The organism is Aquirufa antheringensis, assembly GCF_004307425.1.
Classification (GTDB): Bacteria; Bacteroidota; Bacteroidia; order Cytophagales; family Spirosomataceae; genus Aquirufa; species Aquirufa antheringensis.
The window spans coordinates 355,317-376,698 of sequence record NZ_SEWZ01000002.1 but is presented as its reverse complement, the minus strand read 5'-3'; the positions used below and the strand labels follow the sequence as shown (position 1 = coordinate 376,698).

22 protein-coding genes are annotated in these 21,382 nt (G+C 45.2%); 8 read left to right on the top strand and 14 right to left on the bottom strand.

Translation table 11 applies throughout. The features are described 5' to 3' along the window. Window positions 1-184 precede the first annotated feature (184 nt). From EWU21_RS04535 to EWU21_RS04515, 5 genes are read right to left on the bottom strand one after another with little or no spacing between them, the layout of a single operon-like run. A complete protein-coding gene (locus tag EWU21_RS04535; RefSeq protein WP_130895624.1) occupies window positions 185-1,816 on the bottom strand; it encodes an Ig-like domain-containing domain in 1,632 nt (543 codons plus the stop codon). Further along, window positions 1,809-2,693 (bottom strand): class I SAM-dependent methyltransferase, encoded by an 885-nt coding sequence (locus tag EWU21_RS04530; protein WP_130895623.1) that lies wholly within the window; start codon window positions 2,691-2,693, stop codon window positions 1,809-1,811. Before EWU21_RS04530 ends, EWU21_RS04535 begins: the two co-directional genes overlap by 8 nt. Then, entirely contained in the window at window positions 2,693-4,552 is a 1,860-nt protein-coding gene (gene mnmG, locus EWU21_RS04525) for a tRNA uridine-5-carboxymethylaminomethyl(34) synthesis enzyme MnmG (protein ID WP_130895622.1), read from the bottom strand. Before mnmG ends, EWU21_RS04530 begins: the two co-directional genes overlap by 1 nt. A gap of 27 nt (window positions 4,553-4,579) precedes the next feature. Continuing rightward, entirely contained in the window at window positions 4,580-4,990 is a 411-nt protein-coding gene (ybeY, locus tag EWU21_RS04520; protein ID WP_130895621.1) for an rRNA maturation RNase YbeY, read from the bottom strand. A 23-nt stretch (window positions 4,991-5,013) separates the two neighbouring features. Then, on the bottom strand, window positions 5,014-5,367 hold the full coding sequence (locus EWU21_RS04515) for a YraN family protein (protein WP_130895620.1): 354 nt from the start codon (window positions 5,365-5,367) through the stop codon (window positions 5,014-5,016). Between the two features lie 68 nt (window positions 5,368-5,435). On the opposite strand from EWU21_RS04515, the gene lipB reads away from it, so the two are divergent. Together lipB and EWU21_RS04505 are read left to right on the top strand one after the other, a co-directional pair. Further along, on the top strand, window positions 5,436-6,170 hold the full coding sequence (lipB, locus tag EWU21_RS04510) for a lipoyl(octanoyl) transferase LipB (RefSeq protein WP_130895619.1): 735 nt from the start codon (window positions 5,436-5,438) through the stop codon (window positions 6,168-6,170). Between the two features lie 30 nt (window positions 6,171-6,200). Further along, window positions 6,201-6,926, top strand: coding sequence for a 3'-5' exonuclease (locus tag EWU21_RS04505; RefSeq protein ID WP_130895618.1), 726 nt, complete (start codon window positions 6,201-6,203; stop codon window positions 6,924-6,926). 6 nt (window positions 6,927-6,932) lie between these two features. Here EWU21_RS04505 and EWU21_RS04500 read toward each other — a convergent pair whose 3' ends face one another. From EWU21_RS04500 to EWU21_RS04490, 3 genes are read right to left on the bottom strand one after another with little or no spacing between them, the layout of a single operon-like run. Next, entirely contained in the window at window positions 6,933-7,568 is a 636-nt protein-coding gene (locus tag EWU21_RS04500) for a PglD-related sugar-binding protein (protein ID WP_130895617.1), read from the bottom strand. Continuing rightward, entirely contained in the window at window positions 7,569-8,750 is a 1,182-nt protein-coding gene (locus EWU21_RS04495) for a M14 family zinc carboxypeptidase (protein WP_130895616.1), read from the bottom strand. A 9-nt stretch (window positions 8,751-8,759) separates the two neighbouring features. Beyond that, window positions 8,760-9,863 carry a chloride channel protein gene (locus EWU21_RS04490; protein WP_161566472.1) on the bottom strand — a complete coding sequence of 368 codons (1,104 nt, stop codon included), beginning with the start codon at window positions 9,861-9,863 and terminating at the stop codon, window positions 8,760-8,762. A gap of 64 nt (window positions 9,864-9,927) precedes the next feature. Between EWU21_RS04490 and EWU21_RS04485 the strand changes: the two genes are divergently transcribed. From EWU21_RS04485 to EWU21_RS04475, 3 genes are read left to right on the top strand one after another with little or no spacing between them, the layout of a single operon-like run. Next, window positions 9,928-11,352 carry a DEAD/DEAH box helicase gene (locus tag EWU21_RS04485; protein ID WP_130895614.1) on the top strand — a complete coding sequence of 475 codons (1,425 nt, stop codon included), beginning with the start codon at window positions 9,928-9,930 and terminating at the stop codon, window positions 11,350-11,352. 10 nt (window positions 11,353-11,362) lie between these two features. After that, on the top strand, window positions 11,363-12,106 hold the full coding sequence (locus tag EWU21_RS04480) for a tetratricopeptide repeat protein (RefSeq protein ID WP_130895613.1): 744 nt from the start codon (window positions 11,363-11,365) through the stop codon (window positions 12,104-12,106). 7 nt (window positions 12,107-12,113) lie between these two features. Then, window positions 12,114-13,604 carry a GH3 auxin-responsive promoter family protein gene (locus EWU21_RS04475; protein ID WP_130895612.1) on the top strand — a complete coding sequence of 497 codons (1,491 nt, stop codon included), beginning with the start codon at window positions 12,114-12,116 and terminating at the stop codon, window positions 13,602-13,604. A 409-nt stretch (window positions 13,605-14,013) separates the two neighbouring features. Here EWU21_RS04475 and EWU21_RS04470 read toward each other — a convergent pair whose 3' ends face one another. The 3 genes from EWU21_RS04470 to EWU21_RS04460 form a co-directional block, all read right to left on the bottom strand. Further along, window positions 14,014-14,304 carry a hypothetical protein gene (locus EWU21_RS04470; protein ID WP_130895611.1) on the bottom strand — a complete coding sequence of 97 codons (291 nt, stop codon included), beginning with the start codon at window positions 14,302-14,304 and terminating at the stop codon, window positions 14,014-14,016. Next, window positions 14,304-14,552, bottom strand: coding sequence for a DUF4160 domain-containing protein (locus tag EWU21_RS04465; RefSeq protein ID WP_130895610.1), 249 nt, complete (start codon window positions 14,550-14,552; stop codon window positions 14,304-14,306). Before EWU21_RS04465 ends, EWU21_RS04470 begins: the two co-directional genes overlap by 1 nt. Window positions 14,553-14,711: 159 nt before the next feature. Further along, window positions 14,712-16,079, bottom strand: a complete 1,368-nt coding sequence (locus tag EWU21_RS04460; protein WP_130895609.1) for a TlpA family protein disulfide reductase — start codon at window positions 16,077-16,079, stop codon at window positions 14,712-14,714. Between the two features lie 101 nt (window positions 16,080-16,180). Here EWU21_RS04460 and EWU21_RS04455 point away from each other — a divergent pair, with 101 nt between their 5' ends. After that, on the top strand, window positions 16,181-16,492 hold the full coding sequence (locus tag EWU21_RS04455; protein WP_130895608.1) for a helix-turn-helix domain-containing protein: 312 nt from the start codon (window positions 16,181-16,183) through the stop codon (window positions 16,490-16,492). Window positions 16,493-16,497: 5 nt separating this feature from the next. Continuing rightward, window positions 16,498-17,769, top strand: a complete 1,272-nt coding sequence (locus EWU21_RS04450; RefSeq protein WP_130895607.1) for a type II toxin-antitoxin system HipA family toxin — start codon at window positions 16,498-16,500, stop codon at window positions 17,767-17,769. Window positions 17,770-17,843: 74 nt separating this feature from the next. On the opposite strand, the gene EWU21_RS04445 is transcribed toward EWU21_RS04450, so the two are convergent. Both EWU21_RS04445 and EWU21_RS11245 read right to left on the bottom strand, forming a co-directional pair. Continuing rightward, the gene (locus EWU21_RS04445; RefSeq protein ID WP_130895606.1) at window positions 17,844-18,953 is read right to left on the bottom strand and encodes a Fic family protein; all 1,110 of its coding nucleotides are present in this window, start codon (window positions 18,951-18,953) and stop codon (window positions 17,844-17,846) included. Between the two features lie 325 nt (window positions 18,954-19,278). Then, window positions 19,279-19,422, bottom strand: a complete 144-nt coding sequence (locus EWU21_RS11245) for a hypothetical protein (protein WP_161566471.1) — start codon at window positions 19,420-19,422, stop codon at window positions 19,279-19,281. Window positions 19,423-19,514: 92 nt separating this feature from the next. Between EWU21_RS11245 and EWU21_RS04440 the strand changes: the two genes are divergently transcribed. Next, complete coding sequence (locus EWU21_RS04440) at window positions 19,515-20,558, top strand: NAD(P)-dependent alcohol dehydrogenase (RefSeq protein ID WP_236633168.1); 1,044 nt, start codon at window positions 19,515-19,517, stop codon at window positions 20,556-20,558. A gap of 313 nt (window positions 20,559-20,871) precedes the next feature. Here the strand turns inward: EWU21_RS04440 and EWU21_RS04435 are convergent, their stop codons facing one another. Beyond that, on the bottom strand, window positions 20,872-21,372 hold the full coding sequence (locus tag EWU21_RS04435) for a heme-binding domain-containing protein (protein WP_130895605.1): 501 nt from the start codon (window positions 21,370-21,372) through the stop codon (window positions 20,872-20,874). Window positions 21,373-21,382 lie beyond the last annotated feature (10 nt).

Sequence of the window (21,382 nt, the reverse complement as noted above, 5' to 3'; positions counted from 1 at the left end):
TAAGTGCTTGATATCAGTGAGTTTTGCAAATTCGAAACGCAATACACCTGTGTGGATAAGTAGCTAACAACTTGTGGATAAGTCTGAGTTTATCCACACTGCCTTGTGTGGGTAAAAACTTATGCACACTTATCCACGGTTTATGTGGATAGAATGTGGATAAAAAAGGCACTTATCCACACTGCTATGGTAGGGTTATCCACAAGTCACTTAACTGGAAGTTGGCCTTTAATTTGATCTTCGTATCAAAGTAATAAACCTCTTCTGATTTAGTCCGTGTCTTGTAATTTCCAATGTCCCATTGGCCATTTTCGTTGGTATCCACGATGGCTCTTAGGGTATAGAGGCCAGGTTCCACGTTTACAAAAGAACAAGGACCCGTGGCTTTTTGCTCGTATGCTTTCTCTAGTTTATCCCCTTTTAACAGCTGGTAGATATAATGACCAGGCTGGCGAATACCTCCCTCGATGACACCTGTTTCTTCCGGATCTAAACGTTTAATAACTTGTTTGTATTCGTTTGTAGAATCTGCCTCTGGGCCCACGAAAGCAATTTTATCTAAGGCCAAAGTGAACTTGGGCGCCTTAGGTAAAAACGTACTTTTAATGGTCAATACATTTTGGAATTTATTCCATGAGAATGCCTCATCAGGGAACGTTAAGTCATCCTCATTCTCCGTTAAAATGTGTACTTTTTTAGAGACCCATTGTAAGACTGGTTTAGGGAAAATGAGCATTAGGGAGTCTGTGGGAACGATTTGTGCACCTACCTTAGGGAACACGTCGAAACCAAGTGCCGCATAGGTTGACTTTTCTTTTTTTGCTAGTTCGCGGAATTTAGCCTTTAACTTGAACTCGTATTTTCTGCCTACCGAATCTTCTAGGGCCGCTTCGATCTTCAGTGTATCGGCCTTATTTAATCCGCCGGCATAGATGCGCAAGTTGCGGTCGTTTTCGATTTGATAAAGGGGTTTTTCGCTCGATGAAAAGCGTAAATCTGCTGTTTTAATTCCACGCGAAAACTCATAAAGAATGGTCTTTGCGGTGGAGGTCGTTTTGCTTAATTTTAGCGGATCCTGGTTCTGTAGGGCGATTTTAAAGTTGCGCGTCTCATTTTTGCGTAGATCGATGAAGGGTTCTGTGATGAAGTCTACCGATTCTTTGGCGGAATTATAAACCAGGTTATTGTTTGCGTCCTCGAAGGCTGCCATGTAGTATTTCCCGGCAGCTAAGTTTTCCAAAGCATAGGTACCAGACGTATCCGTTCGAACGAAATAGTAAGGCTTCGCTTTGTCGATAGACAAGCTATCTGTGTAAGGGTAAAGGCCTACCGTGATGTTATCGGCTTTCTTGTTAGTTAACAGGTGCTTTATGCGACCCTCAATTTTCAAGGAATCAATCGCATTTGAGGTGCTGAAAACGAGTTTTATATTCTTGCCTTTATTCCGTTCAGCGATATCTTCTACGGCATTTCTAAAGTTGAAGGTATAGGTGGTATTATCTTTTAGAGCACTGTCCAGAACGAGTGTTAAGCCAGTAGGCCGAATCCGCGTTTCGTAATTACCAATTGAGGGAGTAATTAACAATTCCTGATTTAGGTTTTTAACCGTGACGTATTCGTTGAAGTTTAATTCGATTTTTTTGCCTTTGAAATTCTTGCTTTTGTTTAAGGGGATAGAGCTCAGAACTACCGGCGCTAAGGTGTCTTTTTTTCCCCCGGGAGGAGAGGCCATTTGGGCGCAACTCTGTAGAAAAACTAAGCTGATTCCTAGGCCTAAAAATGCAAACAATAAGCTGAATTTCAGGTAATTACGCATGTTCAAAAAAGTATAAATTACTGGAAAAATTCGGCTTGCCTAGCATCGCTCGTAGGTTAGAAAGTAGACCAATACAGAACGAATGAAGTAAGCGCTTGTTCCCCGTTTTGTATTCGTTACTTAACAAAGAAATGTAAAAGCTATCGAAGATCAGTCCGCGACTCTTCTTTAATTTAAACCCGTATTTAGCCGCTAATGCGGTGATGGTGGCTGGGGTGAAGTGGTAAATGTGTCGTGGAACATCATAGGCTGCCCAGTATTGTTCGAAATGGTTTGCATCGAAGGAAGCGGGATTAGGCAAGGCTAAAAGCAATTTTCCGTCTGGCGCTAAACGGCTTTTAAAGAATTGAAAATATTCGTCTAGTTCGTAGACATGTTCTAACACATGCCAAAGTGTAATCACCTGAAAGCTTTTGTCTGAGCTGATTTCTTTTAAAGACGGCGCAATGGGTAGGCCCGTTAATTTCGCGGCTCTAGTGGCTGTTTCTGGGTCTAATTCAACGCCATTAATATGCCAACCCTTTTCTTTCGCGGCCGCTAAGAAGTGGCCGTTTCCACAGCCAATATCTAGCAGTTCTTTATTTCCTTTTCTCTCTGGCTCAATCCACTTCGTTTTCGACTGCAAGGTGAATTTGCGTACGGCGTGATATAACTTATTGACAATTCCCTCATTCGTATCGCTGTGCGAAATATAGGCACTCGCGTGGTAATAAGGTCCCGCTTCGTGTGCCGCTGGTCGTGGATTCGTGTAGATCAACTGACATGAATGACAGGTCACGATATGAAACAGTTCGTTCGATACGGTATAGTCTTTCGCCTTGAATTTCAAGGCGGAATCAGGCGATCCGCAAATGGGGCAGTTTTGTATGTTTTCCATTAGCGTCCCATGAATAAAAGTAAGATCGAAACGTCCGATGCGGATACGCCAGAAATGCGACTTGCCTGTCCGATGGTTTGTGGCAAAATCGATTTCAATTTAATGCGCGATTCTGTCGAAAGCGTTTTGATTTTATCGTAATCAAAATTCGCTGGAATCGTTAAGTCTTCCATTGATTTCATTTTGTCTACCATTAAACGTTCTTTCTCAATATAGCTTTCATACTTCACAAGGATCTCCACTTGTTCGCGTACTTCTTGTGAATAGTTTCTAACGATCGGTTCCACACTTGGGTGGGTTGCGATGCGGTCGAAGGATAAATCGGAACGGCGTAATAAATTCACGATGGGCGCCCCCTCTTTTAAGGTCGCGCTTCCCTCCTGCTCTAGCCAGTCGTTTACTTCGGTTGGTTTTACTTTCGTATTTTTTATTTCTTCTGTCAAAGCCGCTACTTGCGCTTTCTTCTCTTGGAATTTATTCCAGCGTTGATCGGTCGCTAAACCTAATTGGTATCCTTTTGCGGTTAAGCGTTCATCCGCATTGTCTTGTCTTAGCAGCGTTCTAAACTCGGCACGGGATGTGAACATGCGGTACGGCTCGTCCGTTCCTTTGTTAATTAAATCATCGATTAACACACCGATGTACGCATCCGAACGAGACAACGTAAATGGATCTAATTCGTGCGTTTTTAAGTGGGCATTGATACCCGCCATTAGTCCTTGGCAAGCGGCTTCTTCGTAACCTGTGGTACCGTTGATTTGGCCAGCAAAGAATAAGCCTTTCACGCGCTTCGTCTCTAAGGTGGGAGCCAATTGAGTAGGTGGGAAATAATCGTATTCGATCGCGTAACCCGGACGGAACATCTTCGCTTTTTCAAATCCTGGGATTAAACGAATCGCTTCGAATTGAATGTCCTCTGGCAAGGAAGTCGAGAATCCATTGACGTAAATTTCTACCGTGCTCCAGCCTTCTGGTTCTACAAAAATCTGGTGCGAATCTTTGTCTGCAAAGCGGTTGATTTTATCTTCCACCGATGGACAGTAGCGCGGGCCTAAACCTTTGATTCTACCAGCGAACATAGGCGAACGGTCGAAGCCTTTACGCAAGACCTCGTGTACTTTCGTGTTCGTATGCGTGATCCAACAAGAGCGTTGCTCGGTCAGCGGAGTTTCAGTTAAGTACGAAAAGGAACTTGGATTTTCGTCGCCCTTTTGTTCCTCCATGGCTGCGAAGTCTAGGCTTCTACCATCCACACGTGGTGGCGTTCCTGTCTTCATTCTCCCGGATTCGAAACCTAGGTTAACCAGTTGTTCCGTTAGTCCGATGGCCATCGGTTCTGCCATTCTTCCTCCGCCAAAATTCTTCTCTCCTATGTGGATCAAGCCATTTAAAAAGGTTCCGTTCGTTAGTACGACGGCGCGTGCGGTGAAAGTCATTCCCATGCGGGTGATGACCCCTTTCACTTCGCCTTTTTCTACGATTAATTGCTGAACAGAATCTTGCCAAAAATCAACATTCAAATTCCCCTCTAATGCATTTCTCCATTCCTCTGCAAAACGCATCCGATCGGATTGACAACGGGGTGACCACATCGCCGGACCTTTAGAGCGATTCAACATTCTAAATTGAATCATGGTCTTGTCTGAAATGATTCCAGACATTCCACCTAGGGCATCGATTTCTCTAACGATTTGACCCTTCGCTACACCCCCCATTGCTGGGTTGCAAGACATCTGGGCAATCGTCTGCATATTCATCGTGACCAACAAAACACGTGAGCCCATCTGCGCCGCCGAATAAGCTGCTTCGCATCCGGCGTGTCCCGCTCCCACCACAATTACATCGTATGAATTTAGCATAGCTATGCATGTTTCACGTGAAACATTTTAGTATTGTTTAATGTAAAAATCTTCTTTCTCGGTCATTAATGCCTTGTCCTCTTTCTTCTTGTCTTTATAACCCAGTAAGTGCAATAAACCGTGCACCATGACGCGCTCTAATTCTGTTTCAGAGGTACCGAGCTTTTCCCCATTTTCTTTCACGCGATCGATCGAGATAAAGATATCTCCCTCGATTTTCTTTGGGTCTTCTGAGTTATCAAAAGTCACGATATCCGTTAGCGTATCGTGGTTCAAATACTCCTGGTTAATCTGTAACAGATAATCATCGGAGCAAAAGACATAGCTTAGTTCTAGGATCTTTTTCCCTTCTTGTTTCGCCACCTCGTTTAACCAGGCTTTGTGTTTTAACTTCTCTTTTAGGGAGAATGTTATGTCTTCTGTGCAAAATTGAATCATGTGCGCGCTATTAAAGCGCGAATTTACGAAAAAGCATCCTCGAAATGCTCTATTTTGAACGCTTGTGGATAAAAATTCACCGAAATGCTGTCAAAACGAACTTCTTGGCGCCATTTATGCTGGTATTGGTAGGCACAAGCAGCCCTGCTGATGAGCCTTATTTTGTTTTGGGTGATTTTCTGCTCCGGGTGTCCGTGGGTATTTCTGCGAAGGGATTTGACTTCTATGAAGATTAAGAGATCCCCTTTTTTAGCCACGATGTCGATCTCCGCTCGTTTGTAGCGGTAGTTTCTTGCTTCGATGGTATAGGCGTTTTTTAATAGATAGTCTACGCTAATTTGTTCACCTAATTTTCCTTGTGTTATATGTTTTGCCATTATTGTATCTTTGTTTTCCTAAAGATAGCCCGGGGTTTAGTTTGGCGCTATCAGCCTCTTGATAAAGAATGAAGCAGAATAAAGAAGTCCAATTTGTTGATTTAAAACTGATAGAATACAAGGAAGCTTGGGATCTACAGGAGACTTTATTAAATCGCATAGCGACAGTGAAATTAGATAACAGAGGCCTTGAAGAGGACCACAAAATCACCACGAATAATTACCTTCTATTTTGCCAACACCCCCACGTATACACCCTAGGTAAGAGCGGTGACGAGTCCCATTTGTTGTTGCAAGAATCGTTCTTGTCTACTATAGGTGCTACCTTTTTTAAGACGAATCGAGGTGGTGATATTACCTACCACGGACCCGGCCAATTAGTGGGCTACCCTATTCTGGATTTAGAGAATTTCTATACAGACATTCACTTATATCTGCGTATGCTGGAAGAGGCGATTATTAAAACCTGTGAGGGTTTTGGGTTAGTAGCTGGCCGGATTGAGGGCTTGACGGGTGTGTGGATTGATCCTACAGAAGAAGGCGCTCGCAAGATTTGTGCCATGGGTGTGAAGGCGTCTCGTTGGATAAGCATGCACGGCTTTGCGCTGAACGTCAATACGGATTTGAGCTATTTCTCTCACATTGTGCCTTGTGGCATTGCGACCCGTGGAGTTACTTCGTTACAGCAGGAATTAGGCAAGGAAATGGATTTTGAAGCTGTTTCGGCTATTGTCAAAGGGCATTTGAATGATCTGTTTAAAATGGAATTAGTGAATGTTTCACGTGAAACATTGAAAGCATAAGATTTACGCGTTCCACGTGGAACATGAAATATGGATACCTTAAAGAACTTCAAGAATACCCTCTTCATTGATATCGAAACTTCGTCAGGAGTATCCGATTTTGCCCTACTTTCAGATAAAATGAAAGAATTTTGGCTAAGAAAGGCGAAGAATTTGATAAATCCCGCTAATATCAGCCTAGAAGAGATGTATTTCGAAAAGGCGCCATTGTATGCGGAATTTGGGAAGATTATCGTGGTGGGAATGGGCTTTTTGTTCGTTAACAAACAGGGTGAGATGGCCTTAAAAGTGAAGACGATAGCCCACGCAGACGAAAAAACGCTTCTCACAGAGTTCATCGCCTTCGTAAACAAGACCTATAAGTCGAGAGAATTAACGCTGGTGGCGCATAATGGAAAGGAATTTGACTTCCCGTATTTGTGTAGGCGCATGCTCATTAATGGCTTGGAGATTCCGAAATCGTTGCAATTGCAAGGCAAAAAACCATGGGAAATTATCCACCAGGATACGATGGAGATGTGGAAGTTTGGCGATAGAAGATCCTATACTTCGCTGGAATTGTTAGCGGAATTGATGGGTATTTCAGGGGCCAAAGCTGATCTTTCTGGAGACCAGGTGAACCGTGTTTTCTACAAGGAAAATGGATTAGCTAGGATCAATGAGTATTGCCTAGAAGATGTAATCGTAGTGGCGCAACTCTATCTACGTTTTCACTTTTTAGATCTAGTTGCGCCAGAAAATATTGTCAAATTATAGGGCTCACTACAGGGCTTTGGCCGGGTTGCCGAATACGCGTTTCGAGGCAGCGACATTTTCAATTACCACACTACCCGCTCCTACCGTAGCGCTCTTTCCTACCTTCACACTTCCCACAATTGTTGAGTGAATTCCAACGTAAGCGTTGTTCTCAATGATCGCTTCTTTGCCTATCACTGAGCCCGCTCCGATGGAAGCAAAATCTGCAATTTGTGCACCGGTTTCTATGATGGCGCCGGAGCCTATGATGACGTGATCCCCTAGTTTTGTTTCAGGTAAAACTTGCGCTCCGCTACCGATGAATACTCCGTACGCAAGGCTTTTCACGTCTGCCACATTAGCGGATGGATGGATTGCATTTACGGGTTTTACTTCGCGTTCTTCTAAGATCAATTCGATCATTTTTTTGCGTTCGGTTGGGTTTTCTAGGGCCACAAATACGCCGCAGTTTTTACCAATTAATTTGAAATAAGACTCATCGTCTGCTGTTCCTAAAACGGGAATTTCGCCAATGCTGGTGTCCTTTTTCTTAGGATCATCGTCTAAGAATCCGTAGATAACGACGTCGTTTTTTTGAAAGATATGAGCCACCTCTAGGCCAAAAGGATTTACGCCAATGATAATTACAGGTAATGAAGTCATTTAGAATTGTATTTTATGCGTGTAATCTGATAGTTTAAAGCTGGGTTTTCCGTCTTTTAATAAGACCAATTCGGTGTAATTTTCACCTAATGAAATGCTTGAATCAGGAGACAAATGTAAGTCTTTCCCATCGATTTCTGTTAATCCATAGAATGGTGACATGTCTCCGATGTTTTCGACTACCCATGAATAATGAATATTTCCGTCGGTCATTGGGGTTTCTACGAGGTTAAATAAAACGTCTGCGCGAACCGTTGCACTGAGTGGCGCATCGGTGATTTTGATGTCCACAATCGCTCGCTCGTTTGTAGGTAAGGCCTCGTATTCAGTAATGGATTCAGCCACGTAGCTTCCGTCTGCAATGGCGCAGAAAGCATCAAGTAAAAGACAAGCGTTTAATTTGCGTAACGAATGTTTTTCTAGGTCCCATCCTGCCCCGCCTGATTCTAATAAAACCAAACCGTATCCGCGAGACGAGAAGGTATCACCAAAGGCGCGTGACTCATATTCGTCTGTCCATTTGGCAATTTTACCCGGGATGATGGGCTGGATTTGGTGCAGCATTCGTTGGCAGATTTGGCCTGCACGAAAGCGAGATGGAGTCCAAGTTCCTGCGTCGTCACCTGTGGTGGCAAGGAACGCGATATGGGTTTGTTCTGGGCTATTGCCTACCGAATACAAGCGATTTTGGTCGTGTAAATTAAAAGCAAATGCGGGTTTAATTTCGTCCGCCCAAGCAGATAGAAGGCGTGCTTCTACGGAGTTTTGTTTCGTCGCATCACGGTTCATATCGATACCTAATGCCGTTTCACGTTGCCATCTTTCTGCACCGTCTGCATTCAGGCGGGGAATGATGCGCAAGGTGATATTCTGATGCAATTTTTGCTTAAACTCATCACTCGGTTTACCAGATGGGGCTAATAAACGAAAAATATCGGCCAAAGCCATGGTGGCTGTCGCTTCGTCTCCGTGCATTTGGGACCAGGCGATGACTTGAATGGGTCCTTCGCCCCATTTTACCTCGTGAATAGGTCTACCCTCTTCGGTTTTACCCAGTTCGCGGACAGCAAAATGAGTGGACCATTCAGTGATTAATTCTTGCCAAAGAGCCGCCGAAAAACGGCGTTTTGTTAGGCGATTTTCGCGGAAGGAGTCGTAGTGTTCGAAGGCTTTTGCAAACATTAGTGCTATTTAGTAGATGGGTTTAGGTAGGTAATCTGCCCAGGTTTGATTAGAGAAAATTCCTTTTTTACCTGAGCCGAATAGGACGATCAGGGTGATGATGAAATAGATGAACCAGGCAGATGGACCAAAAAGTTCCATGCCTAGGAAGGTGGCGGCAAGCGGAGTTTTGGCAAGACCTCCATATAAACTGACGAAGCCGATGGCTGCCGACAATCCCAAAGGCAATGAAAACCAAGAGGCGAAACCGGACGCCGCATGTGACCCGATCAAAAACAAGGGCGTCGCTTCTCCCCCTTTAAATCCGAGACCTAAACTCAGGTTTGTAGCCAGCATTTTCCAAAGGGCGAAGTCTGGTGCGACCGACGTAAATGGTCTAAGTAAAAATTCCGAACCGAGTCCGATCGTTTCGTGAAACACCGGGATGTTTAGTACGCCGAACAAAATCAAGCCCGCGAGAATCCCTTTTAGAGGACCTTGTACGGGTGATTTGTCGAGCGCAGCAATTATAATCGATTCTGAGCGCTTATAGAGAAAGGCAATTAGGGCTAAAAATAGGCCAAGGAGCGCTAATTTCGCATAAAATGCACCTGAAAACTCGGGCAAAAAAACAGAAGGGTAAGAAAGATGTTTTGTGCCGTACACGTGGAGACTTACATAATTTGCGAAAAAGGCAGCGAAAAGACAGGCGGGGATGTGGCGAAAATTAATTTTGCCCACCTCGCCTACTTCGAGTGCAAAAAAGGCTCCGGCGAGTGGCGTCCCAAAAACGGAGCCGAAGCCGGCGGCCATACCTGCTTTGGGAAAAATAGTAGAAGATGTAATTTTCTCTCCCAGTACGCGACCCAATTCTCGACCTGTGGTTACTGCCGTTCCCTCGCGACCAACAGACGCTCCTGCCAAATGGCTGAGCCAGGTGGCGGGGATGATGAGGTAGGCTGGGACTTTGAAGCTTTGGAAAATTAAACCTACCAGAGGTAAGGCATAGAGGTAGGATCCGTTGTGTTGAATCCAGTCGAGGCCGGCTAAAAATAGCGAAGAAAGGCTCCCTGTGGCGAAGGAGAGTGCGACCAATAGGCCTAGATTCGTCAGAAATGCCTTAATTTGAGCCAAAACAATCGTATTTTTGTTTCAAAGGTAAGAATTATATTTTCCCTACCTTTGCAAATCTACTACAATGCCGAATCCAATGGATGAATTTTTAAGTTTGGGATTAAATCCACAGCTGCAACGCGCGTGTACCGCGGTGGGTTATACGAAACCAACTCCGATCCAGGAGAAGGCCATTCCGTTATTATTGCAAGGCCACGATTTGCTGGGAATTGCGCAAACGGGGACCGGAAAGACGGCTGCCTATGCGTTGCCTATCTTGATGCGCTGCAAATATGCGCAGGGAAAGAACCCGCGTGCCTTGATTTTGGCGCCTACCCGCGAGCTGGTGATGCAGATTCACACCGTTATGATCGGTTTAGCGCAGTTTACGGACTTGCGTATTTTAGCGTTATACGGAGGATTAGGGCCAAAACCTCAGATCCAAGCCCTCGAGGAAGGCATCGACATCCTCGTTTCTACGCCGGGTCGATTCTTAGAATTGTACCGCAAGGATGTGATCGTGGTGAAGGAATTGAAATTCTTGATTTTAGACGAAGCAGATAAGATGATGGATATGGGCTTTATGCCGCAGATTCGTCAGATTTTGGAGAAAATACCGTACAAAAAACGGATGAACGGATTGTTTTCCGCGACTTTCCCTGAGAAGGTGGAGAACTTGTCTCACGAGTTTTTGGAGTTTCCGATGAAGATCGAAATCACCCCGCAGGCTACGCCAGCGAGTCAGGTGACGCAATCGGTCTATGAGGCACCAAACTTATTGACGAAGCTACACGCCCTCGCATACTTTATGCAAAACCCTGATTTTCATAGGGTTATGGTTTTCTGTCGCTCGAAAGATGCGGCAAATGAGGTGGAGAAGTGGTTGTTGAAATCCTTACCGAAAGACCAGGTTCGCGTAATTCACTCGAACAAAGGTCAAAACACGCGTATCAACGCGATGGCGCAATTCCGAGAGGGAAATGTGCGCGTTTTAGTGACGACGGATGTGGCGGCTCGCGGGATTGATATCCCCAAAGTTTCCCACGTAATCAACTTCGATGTGCCCTTGATTTACGAGGATTATGTCCACCGAATCGGCCGTACGGGTCGTGCAGAGGAGATAGGGGAGTCGATTACCTTTATTACGTTAGCGGAAAGTTACCACTGGACGAAAATCGAGGAGATCATTCAGCAGAAGATTGAAATCGAACAGCTGCCGGAAGGAATTAAGATCGAAGAAACGCCGTTTTTAGAGCAACAAGATATGTTACGCGCGGTCGATGACCAGCGCAAACGCGAGGATCCGGACTTTAAGGGTGCGTTCCACGATAAAAAATGGGTGATTAAGGCCAAAGCAGCAGGCAAGAAAGTGCCTCAGAAAAAGGCTGTTACCAAAGCTGGACCGAAAGGCGGTGCCGTTCAAGGTCCCAAACCTATTGTTCGAAATAACCGTCCGGGAAAGAATGCAAAATTCCGTCCTGGCGCAGCGTCCAATAAAAAGAAACGTTAGTTTTGTGATTATGAAGAGAGTTCTGTTATTGTGTTTGATTTCGATGGCTGGTTTCACTGCGTTTTCGCAGACGAAGACCGCAAAGAGTGAAGCGGCTGCGGCGCCGAAGGCGCCGGCTACTCCGGTTACTAATACTCCGGTTCGCGCAGCGAAGTACGAAGTTTTGTATGGTTCGAAACCACTTTCGAAAGCCGATCAAAAGGAATTAAATGAATTTGTGGCGAGCTGCGATGCCTCTTTTGGCTCGAGAGCGGAAGCCGTGGCTTTTTTCGCGGAACGCGCATGGGAATATGTAGCTACCGCCCGATTAGACACCGCAACACAACGATTTAATTTAATCAGTGCCTTGGACCCGAATAGCGTGGATGCGTTTTGGGGATTAGGGGTTATTTCTTTCCAAAGAGGGGACAATGATTTAGCTATTCGCCTGTTAAACAAGGGATTAGAGTTAGATACTACGCAGTCGATGATGCGCGTGGATTATGCCATTGTGAAGTTAGATTGTTATCAGAAAGGCCAAGATTGTGGAAACTTGGACGAGGTAGAAACAGAATTAAAGCATGCCTTAGCGCAGGATCCGAAGAACGCAAATGCGTGGATGAAGCGTTGCCAGGTAGCTTATTACAAAGAGAATTACGAGTTAGCGTGGACTTATTTCCACGAAGCTCGCATGGCTGATATTTTGCAATTGGACTTGAATTTTGGTTCGCAGTTAGCGGCCAAAATGCCAGATCCCAAAGGCATATTTAAATAGTGTAGCGATGGGTATTCGTTCCTTTTTTGCCAAACCTCTAGCGGCCCGTGTCGTCAAAAAGTACCGCTTGAGCCAGGAGCAGGCTTTTGAGCGCCAAGACTTTTGGTTAAAGCAAATGGTGGCGAAGGCGGAGAAAACGCTTTTCGGGCGTGGACACTCGTTCTCCAAAATCAAGAATTACCTCGACTACCGCTCTAACGTACCCATCTTCGAATACGAAGACATCAAGCCCTATATTGACGAAGTGGTGGCGGGCAAAGAAGACATTCTTTGGCCAGGAAAACCAGCTTATTTTGCCAAAACCTCCGGCACCACCTCCGGCGTCAAATACATCCCCATCTCATCGGATTCGATGCCTTTTCACATTACTGCTGCGCGGGATGCCTTGTTGCATTACGTGTATTACAGCGGGAATTCCTCGTTTTTAGACCGGAAATTGATTTTTCTAAGCGGTTCTCCGGAGATGACCGAGACGAATGGTGTTCCCACGGGCCGCCTTTCTGGTATCGTGAACCACCACGTACCGGGCTATTTGCGCGGAAATCAGATGCCGTCTTACCAGACGAATTGCATCGAAGATTGGGAGCAAAAGCTCGAGGCCATTGTGCAAGAAACGATTTCGAAGCGGATGGGATTGATTTCCGGGATTCCGCCTTGGGTGCAGATGTATTTTGATCGGTTAGAGGAGTTATCTGGCCAAAAAATAGGCGACCTCTTCCCCGATTTCCAGGTCTTCGTGACCGGCGGTGTGAACTTCGAACCTTACCGCGAGAAACTAATGGCTTCGATAGGCCGAGAAATTGACGTGGTGGAGACATATCCCGCTTCGGAGGGGTTCATTGCGTTTGACGACTCTTCGGGCGAACCAGGGCTTTTACTGAACGTGGACGGCGGGATTTTCTTTGAGTTTGTTCCTACGGATACCTATTTCGGCGCTAACCCAGTCCGTTTAAGCCTCACAGAGGTCTCATTGGACGTTAATTACGCGCTATTATTAACGACGAATGCCGGCCTTTGGTCCTATTCCATCGGCGATACCGTGAAGTTCGTTTCCTTGAATCCTTACCGCATTGTGGTGACGGGTCGGATTAAGCACTTTATTTCGGCTTTTGGAGAACACGTCATCGCTGAAGAAGTCGAGAAAGCTCTCGCCGCTGCACTTTTAGCTTGTCCTGAAGCGCGAGTCGTTGAGTTTACTGTCGCACCGCAGGTTTCCCCTTCTTCGGGTTTACCCTACCATGAGTGGCTGATCGAGTTTTCGTCGCCGCCGTCGTCTTTATCTACTTTTCAGGAGGCTTTAGACGCGTCCATGTGCGCGCAAAATATCTATTACCGCGACCTGATTACGGGGTCCATCTTGCGTCCTTTAGTGCTTACCTCGCTTCCCGCAGGAGCCTTTATCTCGTATATGAAGTCACAGGGTAAATTAGGGGGCCAAAACAAAGTTCCCCGCCTCTCGAATGACCGGGGGCTGGCAGAAGGCGTCCTGCGGACTTAGTCGCGGCGGAGCCGCTTAGTCGGATCGGCGCTTCGCGCCTTAGTCAAAGAGTCGCCTGCGGCTTAGTCACGGCGAGGCCGTTTAGTCGCCTGCGGCTTAGTCATCGCTTCGCGATTTAGTCATATATGTTGTTTACGGGGCTTATGGGCATTAATGTGTGAAATAAACGTCGAGGTACGCAGAGGGCTTTTCAGGTATTGACAGAATGTGTCAATTATCTTCCTGTTTTCAGGGCATAAAAAAAACCTGAAGATTCAGGCTTTTTCAATTCGAATATTAATTAGGCGCTTAGCCTACAATTACATCTTTTTTCATTTTGTGTTTGTTTAAAACTGAGATAAAGGTAGGAGGAAAAATGGATTAATGACGATTGTGTATGATTTATTTTACGGTTAAATAATTGCCGGATTTAAACCAAAATATTGCCTATTTCATATGCAAACTCAGGAGAGATATCGTAATCCCAACGCTTTCCTGAATCATCCTTGGGCGATAAAATGATTTTCTCCCATTTTAGTTCGCCCATTTCACCAATGAGCGCTTTTTCAAAGATTGAATGGTCTTTTAATTGATCAATTCCATTTAAATTTTGGTGATTTAAAAGCAGCGGTAGCACTTCAATTCGCTTTAGTTCTCCCGTATTGAAAAGGCAGTCAACATAATAGGGAGCAATTTCGATGATTTTATCTATGCGTATCATTATTGAAGTGGTTTAATACTGTGAAAAATCTTGCTATCCCACATAGTGATTAATTCAAATGTATGAATTTCTGCCCATGCTTGTACTAGCTTGAGTTTATTCTTTGGCAAATTTCCAGTTAGAATCGAGCCGTCTAGAATTTTGATATTGGCCTCGAATTCTGCAAATTTTACTTTGAAGTGCGGAGGTAGATGATCGTTGAAGAACATGTAAATCGTTAGGCCGTAGAATCGGCAAATTTCGGGCATTTTATTAGTGGTTATATTTGCAAACCTCTAACAATTTTCAGCCTAAACCTATCAGGTTATTGATAATCATAACGGGGGAATTGACAGTATGTGTCAATACCTGAAAAGTCCTCTGCGTGCCTCGACGTTTATTTCACAGCATAGTGCCATTAGAGTACGCTAGGGCACATTAGGGCGCGCAGACTGTAGCCCGGCGAAGTATTTTCGGAGGGTGGTGGGGCTGATTTTTTTAGCCACGATTTCGCCTTTGCGGTTTAAGAGATAAAAGGTGGGGTTTGAGAAGGCGTCGTAGGTGCTGCGCAAGGGGGAATTAGCGGGTAAGTCGACGTGGAGGACGTTCGTGTTTACGCGGTATTTAGAAATGAAATCAAGCCAAACAGCGCGGGATACGCCGGGTTCGTTGCAGACCGCGAAGCGACCTATTTTTAGGTTCATGATGCGGGAGATGACAGAGGTGGTGGAGTCGATTTCGGGGACCTCTTTTTGGCAATGATCACAGGTGGGTGCGTAGAACATTAAAAGGGTGTAATCGTTTTCTGATGCGAATTTATGGAGGTCCTGGGTGGCACCGGCGGTGTCTTTTAGCACGATGTTTGCGGCGACTGCGTTCGATTTTAAGGCGCTCAATTTTTCGGCTTCTTCTTTAAAGGCTTTTTTCTGCGCGGCGGTAAACGCGCCGCACGCATTCCCTACCCCGTATTTGGTTAAAAACCAGGCATAGCCCTCTGTGTTTCCTACGATGTTTCGGTTCTTCATCACGCTGGAGAAATAGTCGAAAAGGAAGGGATAGGATTTGGCGCCGCAGTCGATTTTGGACATCGCCTTTTCTACACCTACACGGATCGAATCAGCCTGCAAAGGATAATAGGAGAGGTATTCTACGAGCAAAGAACGGTAAACGGGGGTGAACAATAACTTGCCATCGCTGAACGGAATCTTTGTGAAAAAGCGGACACGAGCCGCGTAGTCCGTACGGCTAGGAACTGATTCGTCTAGCGTATTGAGTGATTTAAAATAGAGCGCAAGCGTAGAAGAGGGAGGAAGCGTAGCAAGAGCTTTCTTGCGGAAGGCGACTAAGGCAGCCGTTTTGGACTGGAAAAAGGCCGCTTTCTCCGCGAACTTGAACTTGCGGCCGCGCGCAATTTCTACCTGGTACAGGGAGTCGATGACGGAGAAGGATTTTTCGAGTCTTTGGTAGTTCAAAAATACTTCGTTTTTCGGGTCTGAGGAGTGGGCTGTGGCTAAATAGGCCGGGCCGGAAAAGGTCAAAGCGAATTGATCGTTGTTCTCGATATTGAAGTAAATGCGCTCTTTGGATGGAGCGAATTGTAGGTAATAGATACCGCCTTTGATGGGGGTTTTCGATGTTAAAAGTGTGCCGCGCACCGTATCTTTGGCCAAATAATTCTTCTCATCAAACAGGGTTCCACGGAAATAAACGGGGTCTTTTGTGCGGGAAACAGTGATTTTAAACTGCGCCTGGGTAAAAAGAGGGATGAAAAGTAAAAGGGCAAAGAATCGGTTCATGGGGGCAAATATACAGCATTTTATAAATTACTCACACAAGAAATCATAATGTTAATTTAAATTAACAAAATAGCGTATATTTGTAAATTATATTTAATGTTATGGCGAATTCAGGATTTCCACTTATGCCTAAATACCAACGAATTTTGAGTGGTATGGGCGAGAATATTAAGCTAGCGCGTTTGCGCAGAAAATTGAGCGCAGAGCAAGTGGCTATGCGGGCAGGGATCAGTCGCCCTACGCTTGTTTCGATTGAAAAAGGGGTGGATTCTGTCAGTATGGGGGCGTATTTTATGGTATTGCACGTGCTAAATTTATCCTCTGACTTTTTGCTTCTAGCGAAAGATGATGTGCTGGGAAGGAGATTACAGGATTTAGAATTAGTGACAAAGCAACGCGCGCCTAAAAAATAAGAAAGATGGCTTATCGAAGTGTTTTTGTATATGCTGATTGGGAGGGTTTGCCAGAGGAGAAAATGCTCATGGGTCAACTGCAATCGGAACTATTGCGAGGAAAAGAGGTATTTTCTTTTGTTTATTCGAAGGAATGGTTGTCGAGTAATTTTGCGCAAATACTGGATCCCGATTTAATTTTTAGTGAGGGTTTGCAGTATTTGAGTGATGATAAAATGAATTTTGGTTTGTTTTTAGATTCATCGCCGGATCGCTGGGGAAGAGTTTTGTTGCGTAGGAGGGAGGCGGCTATGGCGCGTTTGGAGAAAAGGGCCCTGCAAAATTTGACCGAACTGGATTTTCTATTGGGTGTTTTTGATGGAAATCGGATGGGGGGATTGCGTTATAAAAGGGAAATGGATGGACCTTTTTTGGACGATAACAAACAATACGCGGTTCCGGCCTGGACTTCCATTAGAGAATTAGAACAGATAAGTTTGCGTTTAGAAAGCGAGGAAGCGGTTCAGGATCCTGATTATTTGCGGTGGTTAAGCTTGTTAGTGGCGCCTGGATCTTCCTTAGGGGGCGCTCGCCCAAAAGCAAGTGTTGCAGATGTGAACGGGCACCTATGGATCGCCAAGTTCCCCAGTGGACAAGATACGTTTGATGTAGGTGGCTGGGAATTGGTAACGCATCGTTTGGCTTTAAAAGCGGGCCTTGAAATGGCTGAGGCAAAAGCTAAAATCTATTCGACAAAGCACCATACTTTTTTAACGAAACGCTTTGATCGTACAAGTGCTGGCAAAAGAAAACATTTTGCTTCTGCGATGACACTTTTAGGCTATTCTGATGGACAAGATGGCGCTAGTTATCTTGAATTAGCTGATTTTATCATACAACAGGGTGCGAATGTTTCGAGTGATTTAGTCCAATTGTGGAGACGAATGGCCTTTTCTATTGCCGTTTCTAATGTGGATGACCACCTTAGAAATCACGGTTTTTTGTGGTCCAAAGAAGGATGGATTTTATCTCCGGCTTATGATATTAATCCCGTTGAAACAGGTACAGGTCTTCATTTAAATATCTCTGATGTGGATAATGCGTTGGATTGGGATCTACTCAGAGAGACCGCGCCATTCTTTAGAATAGAAGCAGAACGAGCAGAGAAGATTATTGTAGAAGTGAAGAATGCCGTTCAGGGCTGGGAGAAAGAAGCAAAAGCTGTTGGAATTCCTTTATTAGAGCGTGATTTAAAAGCAAATGCGTTCCGTATGGCATCAATGAACAAGTTTTTTTAACAACATTGCATTAAGAATCCACTATTATCAAAACTTGTAAATTTTGCAAGTTTCGATAATAGTGATGCGCTGCTTTAACTCAGGCGGTAGCGCGTACTGCGACCGCCTGCCTCGTCTTTTTGCAGGATGTTTTTAGAAAGCAAGTCGTTTAGGTCTCTGATGGCCGTGTCTTTTGAGCATTTACAGATTTTTGCCCACTTATCGGAGGTGAGATGGCCGTCGAAGCCGTCGAGAATTTTGTTGAGCATTCGCTTTTGCCTGTCGTTGAGGGTGATGAGGTTGTTTTTTTGCCAAAATTCTCCCTTTAACCATACGCGCTTTAATAGCGTATCCGTTGATTTTAGAGCTTTGATGAGGGTTTCTAAAAACCAGTGGAGCCAGAGAGTGAGGTCGAGGTTTCCTTTTTGGGTTTTCTCTAAAATAGTGTAATAGGCATTTCTGTCCAGCTGTATTTGCGCCGAAAGGCTATAAAATCGTTGCGCACTAGTGTCTGAGCGGGCCATTAATAAATCCGTCACCGCGCGTGTAATTCGACCATTCCCATCGTCAAAAGGGTGGATGGTCAATAGCCAGAGGTGAGCAACGCCCGCCTTTATGACGGAGTCTAGGGTTTTATTGGTGTTAAACCAGTCTAAAAAGAGGGCCATTTCGTCCTCGATTTTGGTGGAATCCGGTGCTTGAAAATGGATTTTTTCCTTGCCAAAAGCCCCCGAAATTACCTGCATCGGACCCTTTTTATCTGTCCTCCATTGGCCTACCGAAATAGGGTACATTCCGGAACGCCCGGTGGGGAAAAGGGCGGAATGCCAGTTGAAAAGCCGGTTGGAGGTGAGTGGGTCGTTGAAGTTTTGGGTTGCATCTAACATCATTTCCACCACGCCATCCACGTGGCGATCAGAGGGAATCGAACCGGCAATTTCCAAACCTAACTGCCGCGCAATCGAAGAGCGAACCTGCTCCGCATTCAAGCGCTCGCCCTCGATTTCCGAAGTCTTCAGCACATCTAAGGTCAGGGTCTCTAAAAAAGCCTCCTTTTGCAAAGAAAAACCGAGGGCTTCCATCTTCCCTAAAATCCGTCCCTGCAAGAAATGCACCTCACTTAGGGGCAAGATCAACTGATCTAATCTCCAAGTGAAGTTAGACCAAGACTCGAGTTCGTGGATGTAGGTGCTTAATCTTTGCATAATGTGCAACGAATGTAGGGATTAATCGTTGCATAAATCGCTTTATGCCTTGATTTTCTTATTCTCGGCGTTGCCGCTTAGTCGTCCTGCGGACTTAGTCATCGCTTCGCGATTTAGTCGACTTGGCGCGAAGCGCCTTAGTCACGACAGTGTCGTTTAGTCATCGCTTCGCGATTTGGTCTAATATGCTTATTAAGGCCTCTGATGGCAATATTGCGTGAAATAAACGTCGAGGTACGCAGCGGGCTTTTCAGGTATTGACAGAAAGTGTCAATAGTCCAAAAGCGGCTTGGATGCCTTGACGTTTTTTTAATATTAGTGGCTCTCAACGCTTCAATCCATATTTATCAGTAATTGCTTTTACCAAAGAAGATTTATAAATGAAATTTTTGGGGAGTTTAATCGCGCCCTTTAACAACAAGGTCTTTGCTTCAAATACTTCATTATTGGGTAATTTCTTAGTTGCCATTGTTTGTAGGGGTTTGAAATATTTTAGAAACATTTATATAATAAATCTACCTATTTATCTGCTAAATTTACCTGATAATAATAAACAAGACTATGATAAAAGTACACGGATATGGCGCGGTGAATCCGCAGGCGCCGGTGGCACCGATTGAGTTTGAAAGACGCGATGTGGGTCCCAAAGACGTAAAAATCGACATCCTCTATTGCGGGGTTTGTCATTCCGATATTCACATGGTGCGCTCCGAGTGGGGGCCGTCTGTGTATCCCATTGTTCCTGGCCACGAAATTGTGGGTACGATCACGGAAGTGGGATCGGAAGTAACGAAGTTTAAAGTGGGTGATTTGGCCGGTGTGGGTGTTTTTGTGGACTCGTGCCGCGTTTGTCCTTCTTGCCAAAAAGGCCAGGAGCAATACTGCGACGAGGAGATGACGCCTACCTACAATGGCTATTACCGCGATGGGGTGACGCAGACTTTTGGCGGATATTCTTCCACCTATGTCATCGACGAAGCGTATACCTTGCATATTCCGTTTACCAAAGAGCTCGAGCGCGTCGCTCCCCTTCTTTGCGCCGGCATTACGACGTATTCGCCTTTGCGCTATGCTGGGGTGGGAAAGGGTCACAAAGTGGCGGTCTTAGGTTTGGGTGGTTTGGGCCATATGGCGGTGAAATTTGCGGCCTCTTTTGGCGCGGAAGTAACCATGTTGAGTACTTCTCCTTCCAAAGAAGCAGACGCAAAAGCCCTGGGCGCTCATCACTTCGCCTTATCGACGGATCCAGCGACAATGGAATCCTTGAAAGGGTCGTTTGACTTTATCTTGAATACGGTGGCGGCGTCACATGATTTGAACAAGTTTTTGGGCCTATTAAAGGTCGAGGGCAAGATGCTTTTAGTGGGAATTCCTCCAGAGGCGGCTCAAGTTTACGCGGCTACGTTGATTTCCAAAAGACGTTCCATCATCGGATCCATGATCGGTGGCATCGCCGAAACTCAAGAAATGCTCGACTACTGCGCGGAGCACAACATCCTTTCTGATGTCGAAATGATCAACATGAAAGACGTGAACGAGGCTTACGAGCGCGTAATCAAGTCAGATGTGAAGTACCGCTTTGTGATTGATATGAAGTCGCTGTAATCGCTGCGGAGCAGCGAAGTCATGACTATGTCATTCAGTCATCGCTTCGCGATTCAGTCACCTTCGGTTTAGTCAAAAAGTCCCTTACTGCGCTTATTGTCACTTTTAGTTGAAATAACTCGTAAAATATTAAAGTCGATTTTCAGGTATTGACAAAACCTGTCAATACCTGAAAAGCCCTCTGAGTACCTCGAGGTTTATTTCACTAGATAGTGCCATTAGAGTCAGCAGACGAACATTCAGCCTCCAGCCTCTCGACTAGTTGACTATCGACTATCGACTATCGACTATCGACTGCGCAGCGCAGCAGCGCTTAGCCCCGCGGTCTTGGCTTCATCTTCAAACTATCAGCTGGATAGCTTGATTTCAACATCGCCATTTGAGACTTAGCCCAGTTGATGATTTTAGAGCGGTCTGCCTCTGATAATTTGGCATTACTATGCAGGCCAAAATATGTATAAGACGGCATCGGCATTTCGCCAGACTCTACTTGTTCCACCACCTCTTCTAATTTGTGGTTTTGCACCGCGATAGGCATCTTCGTAAACGTCGCGAAATTCAAGTGCTTTTTACCATCATTCACGTGGTGATCTAGCCAAAAACCCACCGGCTGAACCGAACTGTACCAAGGATAGGTTGATTTATTCGAGTGGCAATCGTTGCAGGCATTTTCTAATAGGACCTTAACGTCTGCGGGAACCTCATACTTCGTTTCGATAGCATAAGTGTTATCGTTCGAGAGATTTTTTTCTGTGGGAACGAATTGGATGGCGATTAATACGACGATTAAGCCGACGATGATTTTGTTTTTCATGATTAACAGG

Excerpts from the sequence above, each read along its gene's own strand:
- EWU21_RS11245 (WP_161566471.1), bottom strand. The coding sequence starts at position 19,422 with ATGGCAACTAAGAAATTACCCAATAATGAAGTATTTGAAGCAAAGACC.
- mnmG (WP_130895622.1), bottom strand. The coding sequence starts at position 4,552 with ATGCTAAATTCATACGATGTAATTGTGGTGGGAGCGGGACACGCCGGA.
- EWU21_RS04530 (WP_130895623.1), bottom strand. The coding sequence starts at position 2,693 with ATGGAAAACATACAAAACTGCCCCATTTGCGGATCGCCTGATTCCGCC.
- EWU21_RS04465 (WP_130895610.1), bottom strand. The coding sequence starts at position 14,552 with ATGCCCGAAATTTGCCGATTCTACGGCCTAACGATTTACATGTTCTTC.
- ybeY (WP_130895621.1), bottom strand. The coding sequence starts at position 4,990 with ATGATTCAATTTTGCACAGAAGACATAACATTCTCCCTAAAAGAGAAG.
- EWU21_RS04435 (WP_130895605.1), bottom strand. The coding sequence starts at position 21,372 with ATGAAAAACAAAATCATCGTCGGCTTAATCGTCGTATTAATCGCCATC.
- lipB (WP_130895619.1), top strand. The coding sequence starts at position 5,436 with ATGAAGCAGAATAAAGAAGTCCAATTTGTTGATTTAAAACTGATAGAA.
- EWU21_RS04475 (WP_130895612.1), top strand. The coding sequence starts at position 12,114 with ATGGGTATTCGTTCCTTTTTTGCCAAACCTCTAGCGGCCCGTGTCGTC.
- EWU21_RS04460 (WP_130895609.1), bottom strand. The coding sequence starts at position 16,079 with ATGAACCGATTCTTTGCCCTTTTACTTTTCATCCCTCTTTTTACCCAG.
- EWU21_RS04485 (WP_130895614.1), top strand. The coding sequence starts at position 9,928 with ATGCCGAATCCAATGGATGAATTTTTAAGTTTGGGATTAAATCCACAG.
- EWU21_RS04455 (WP_130895608.1), top strand. The coding sequence starts at position 16,181 with ATGGCGAATTCAGGATTTCCACTTATGCCTAAATACCAACGAATTTTG.
- EWU21_RS04515 (WP_130895620.1), bottom strand. The coding sequence starts at position 5,367 with ATGGCAAAACATATAACACAAGGAAAATTAGGTGAACAAATTAGCGTA.
- EWU21_RS04535 (WP_130895624.1), bottom strand. The coding sequence starts at position 1,816 with ATGCGTAATTACCTGAAATTCAGCTTATTGTTTGCATTTTTAGGCCTA.
- EWU21_RS04445 (WP_130895606.1), bottom strand. The coding sequence starts at position 18,953 with ATGCAAAGATTAAGCACCTACATCCACGAACTCGAGTCTTGGTCTAAC.
- EWU21_RS04505 (WP_130895618.1), top strand. The coding sequence starts at position 6,201 with ATGGATACCTTAAAGAACTTCAAGAATACCCTCTTCATTGATATCGAA.
- EWU21_RS04450 (WP_130895607.1), top strand. The coding sequence starts at position 16,498 with ATGGCTTATCGAAGTGTTTTTGTATATGCTGATTGGGAGGGTTTGCCA.
- EWU21_RS04500 (WP_130895617.1), bottom strand. The coding sequence starts at position 7,568 with ATGACTTCATTACCTGTAATTATCATTGGCGTAAATCCTTTTGGCCTA.
- EWU21_RS04440 (WP_236633168.1), top strand. The coding sequence starts at position 19,515 with ATGATAAAAGTACACGGATATGGCGCGGTGAATCCGCAGGCGCCGGTG.
- EWU21_RS04480 (WP_130895613.1), top strand. The coding sequence starts at position 11,363 with ATGAAGAGAGTTCTGTTATTGTGTTTGATTTCGATGGCTGGTTTCACT.
- EWU21_RS04495 (WP_130895616.1), bottom strand. The coding sequence starts at position 8,750 with ATGTTTGCAAAAGCCTTCGAACACTACGACTCCTTCCGCGAAAATCGC.
- EWU21_RS04470 (WP_130895611.1), bottom strand. The coding sequence starts at position 14,304 with ATGATACGCATAGATAAAATCATCGAAATTGCTCCCTATTATGTTGAC.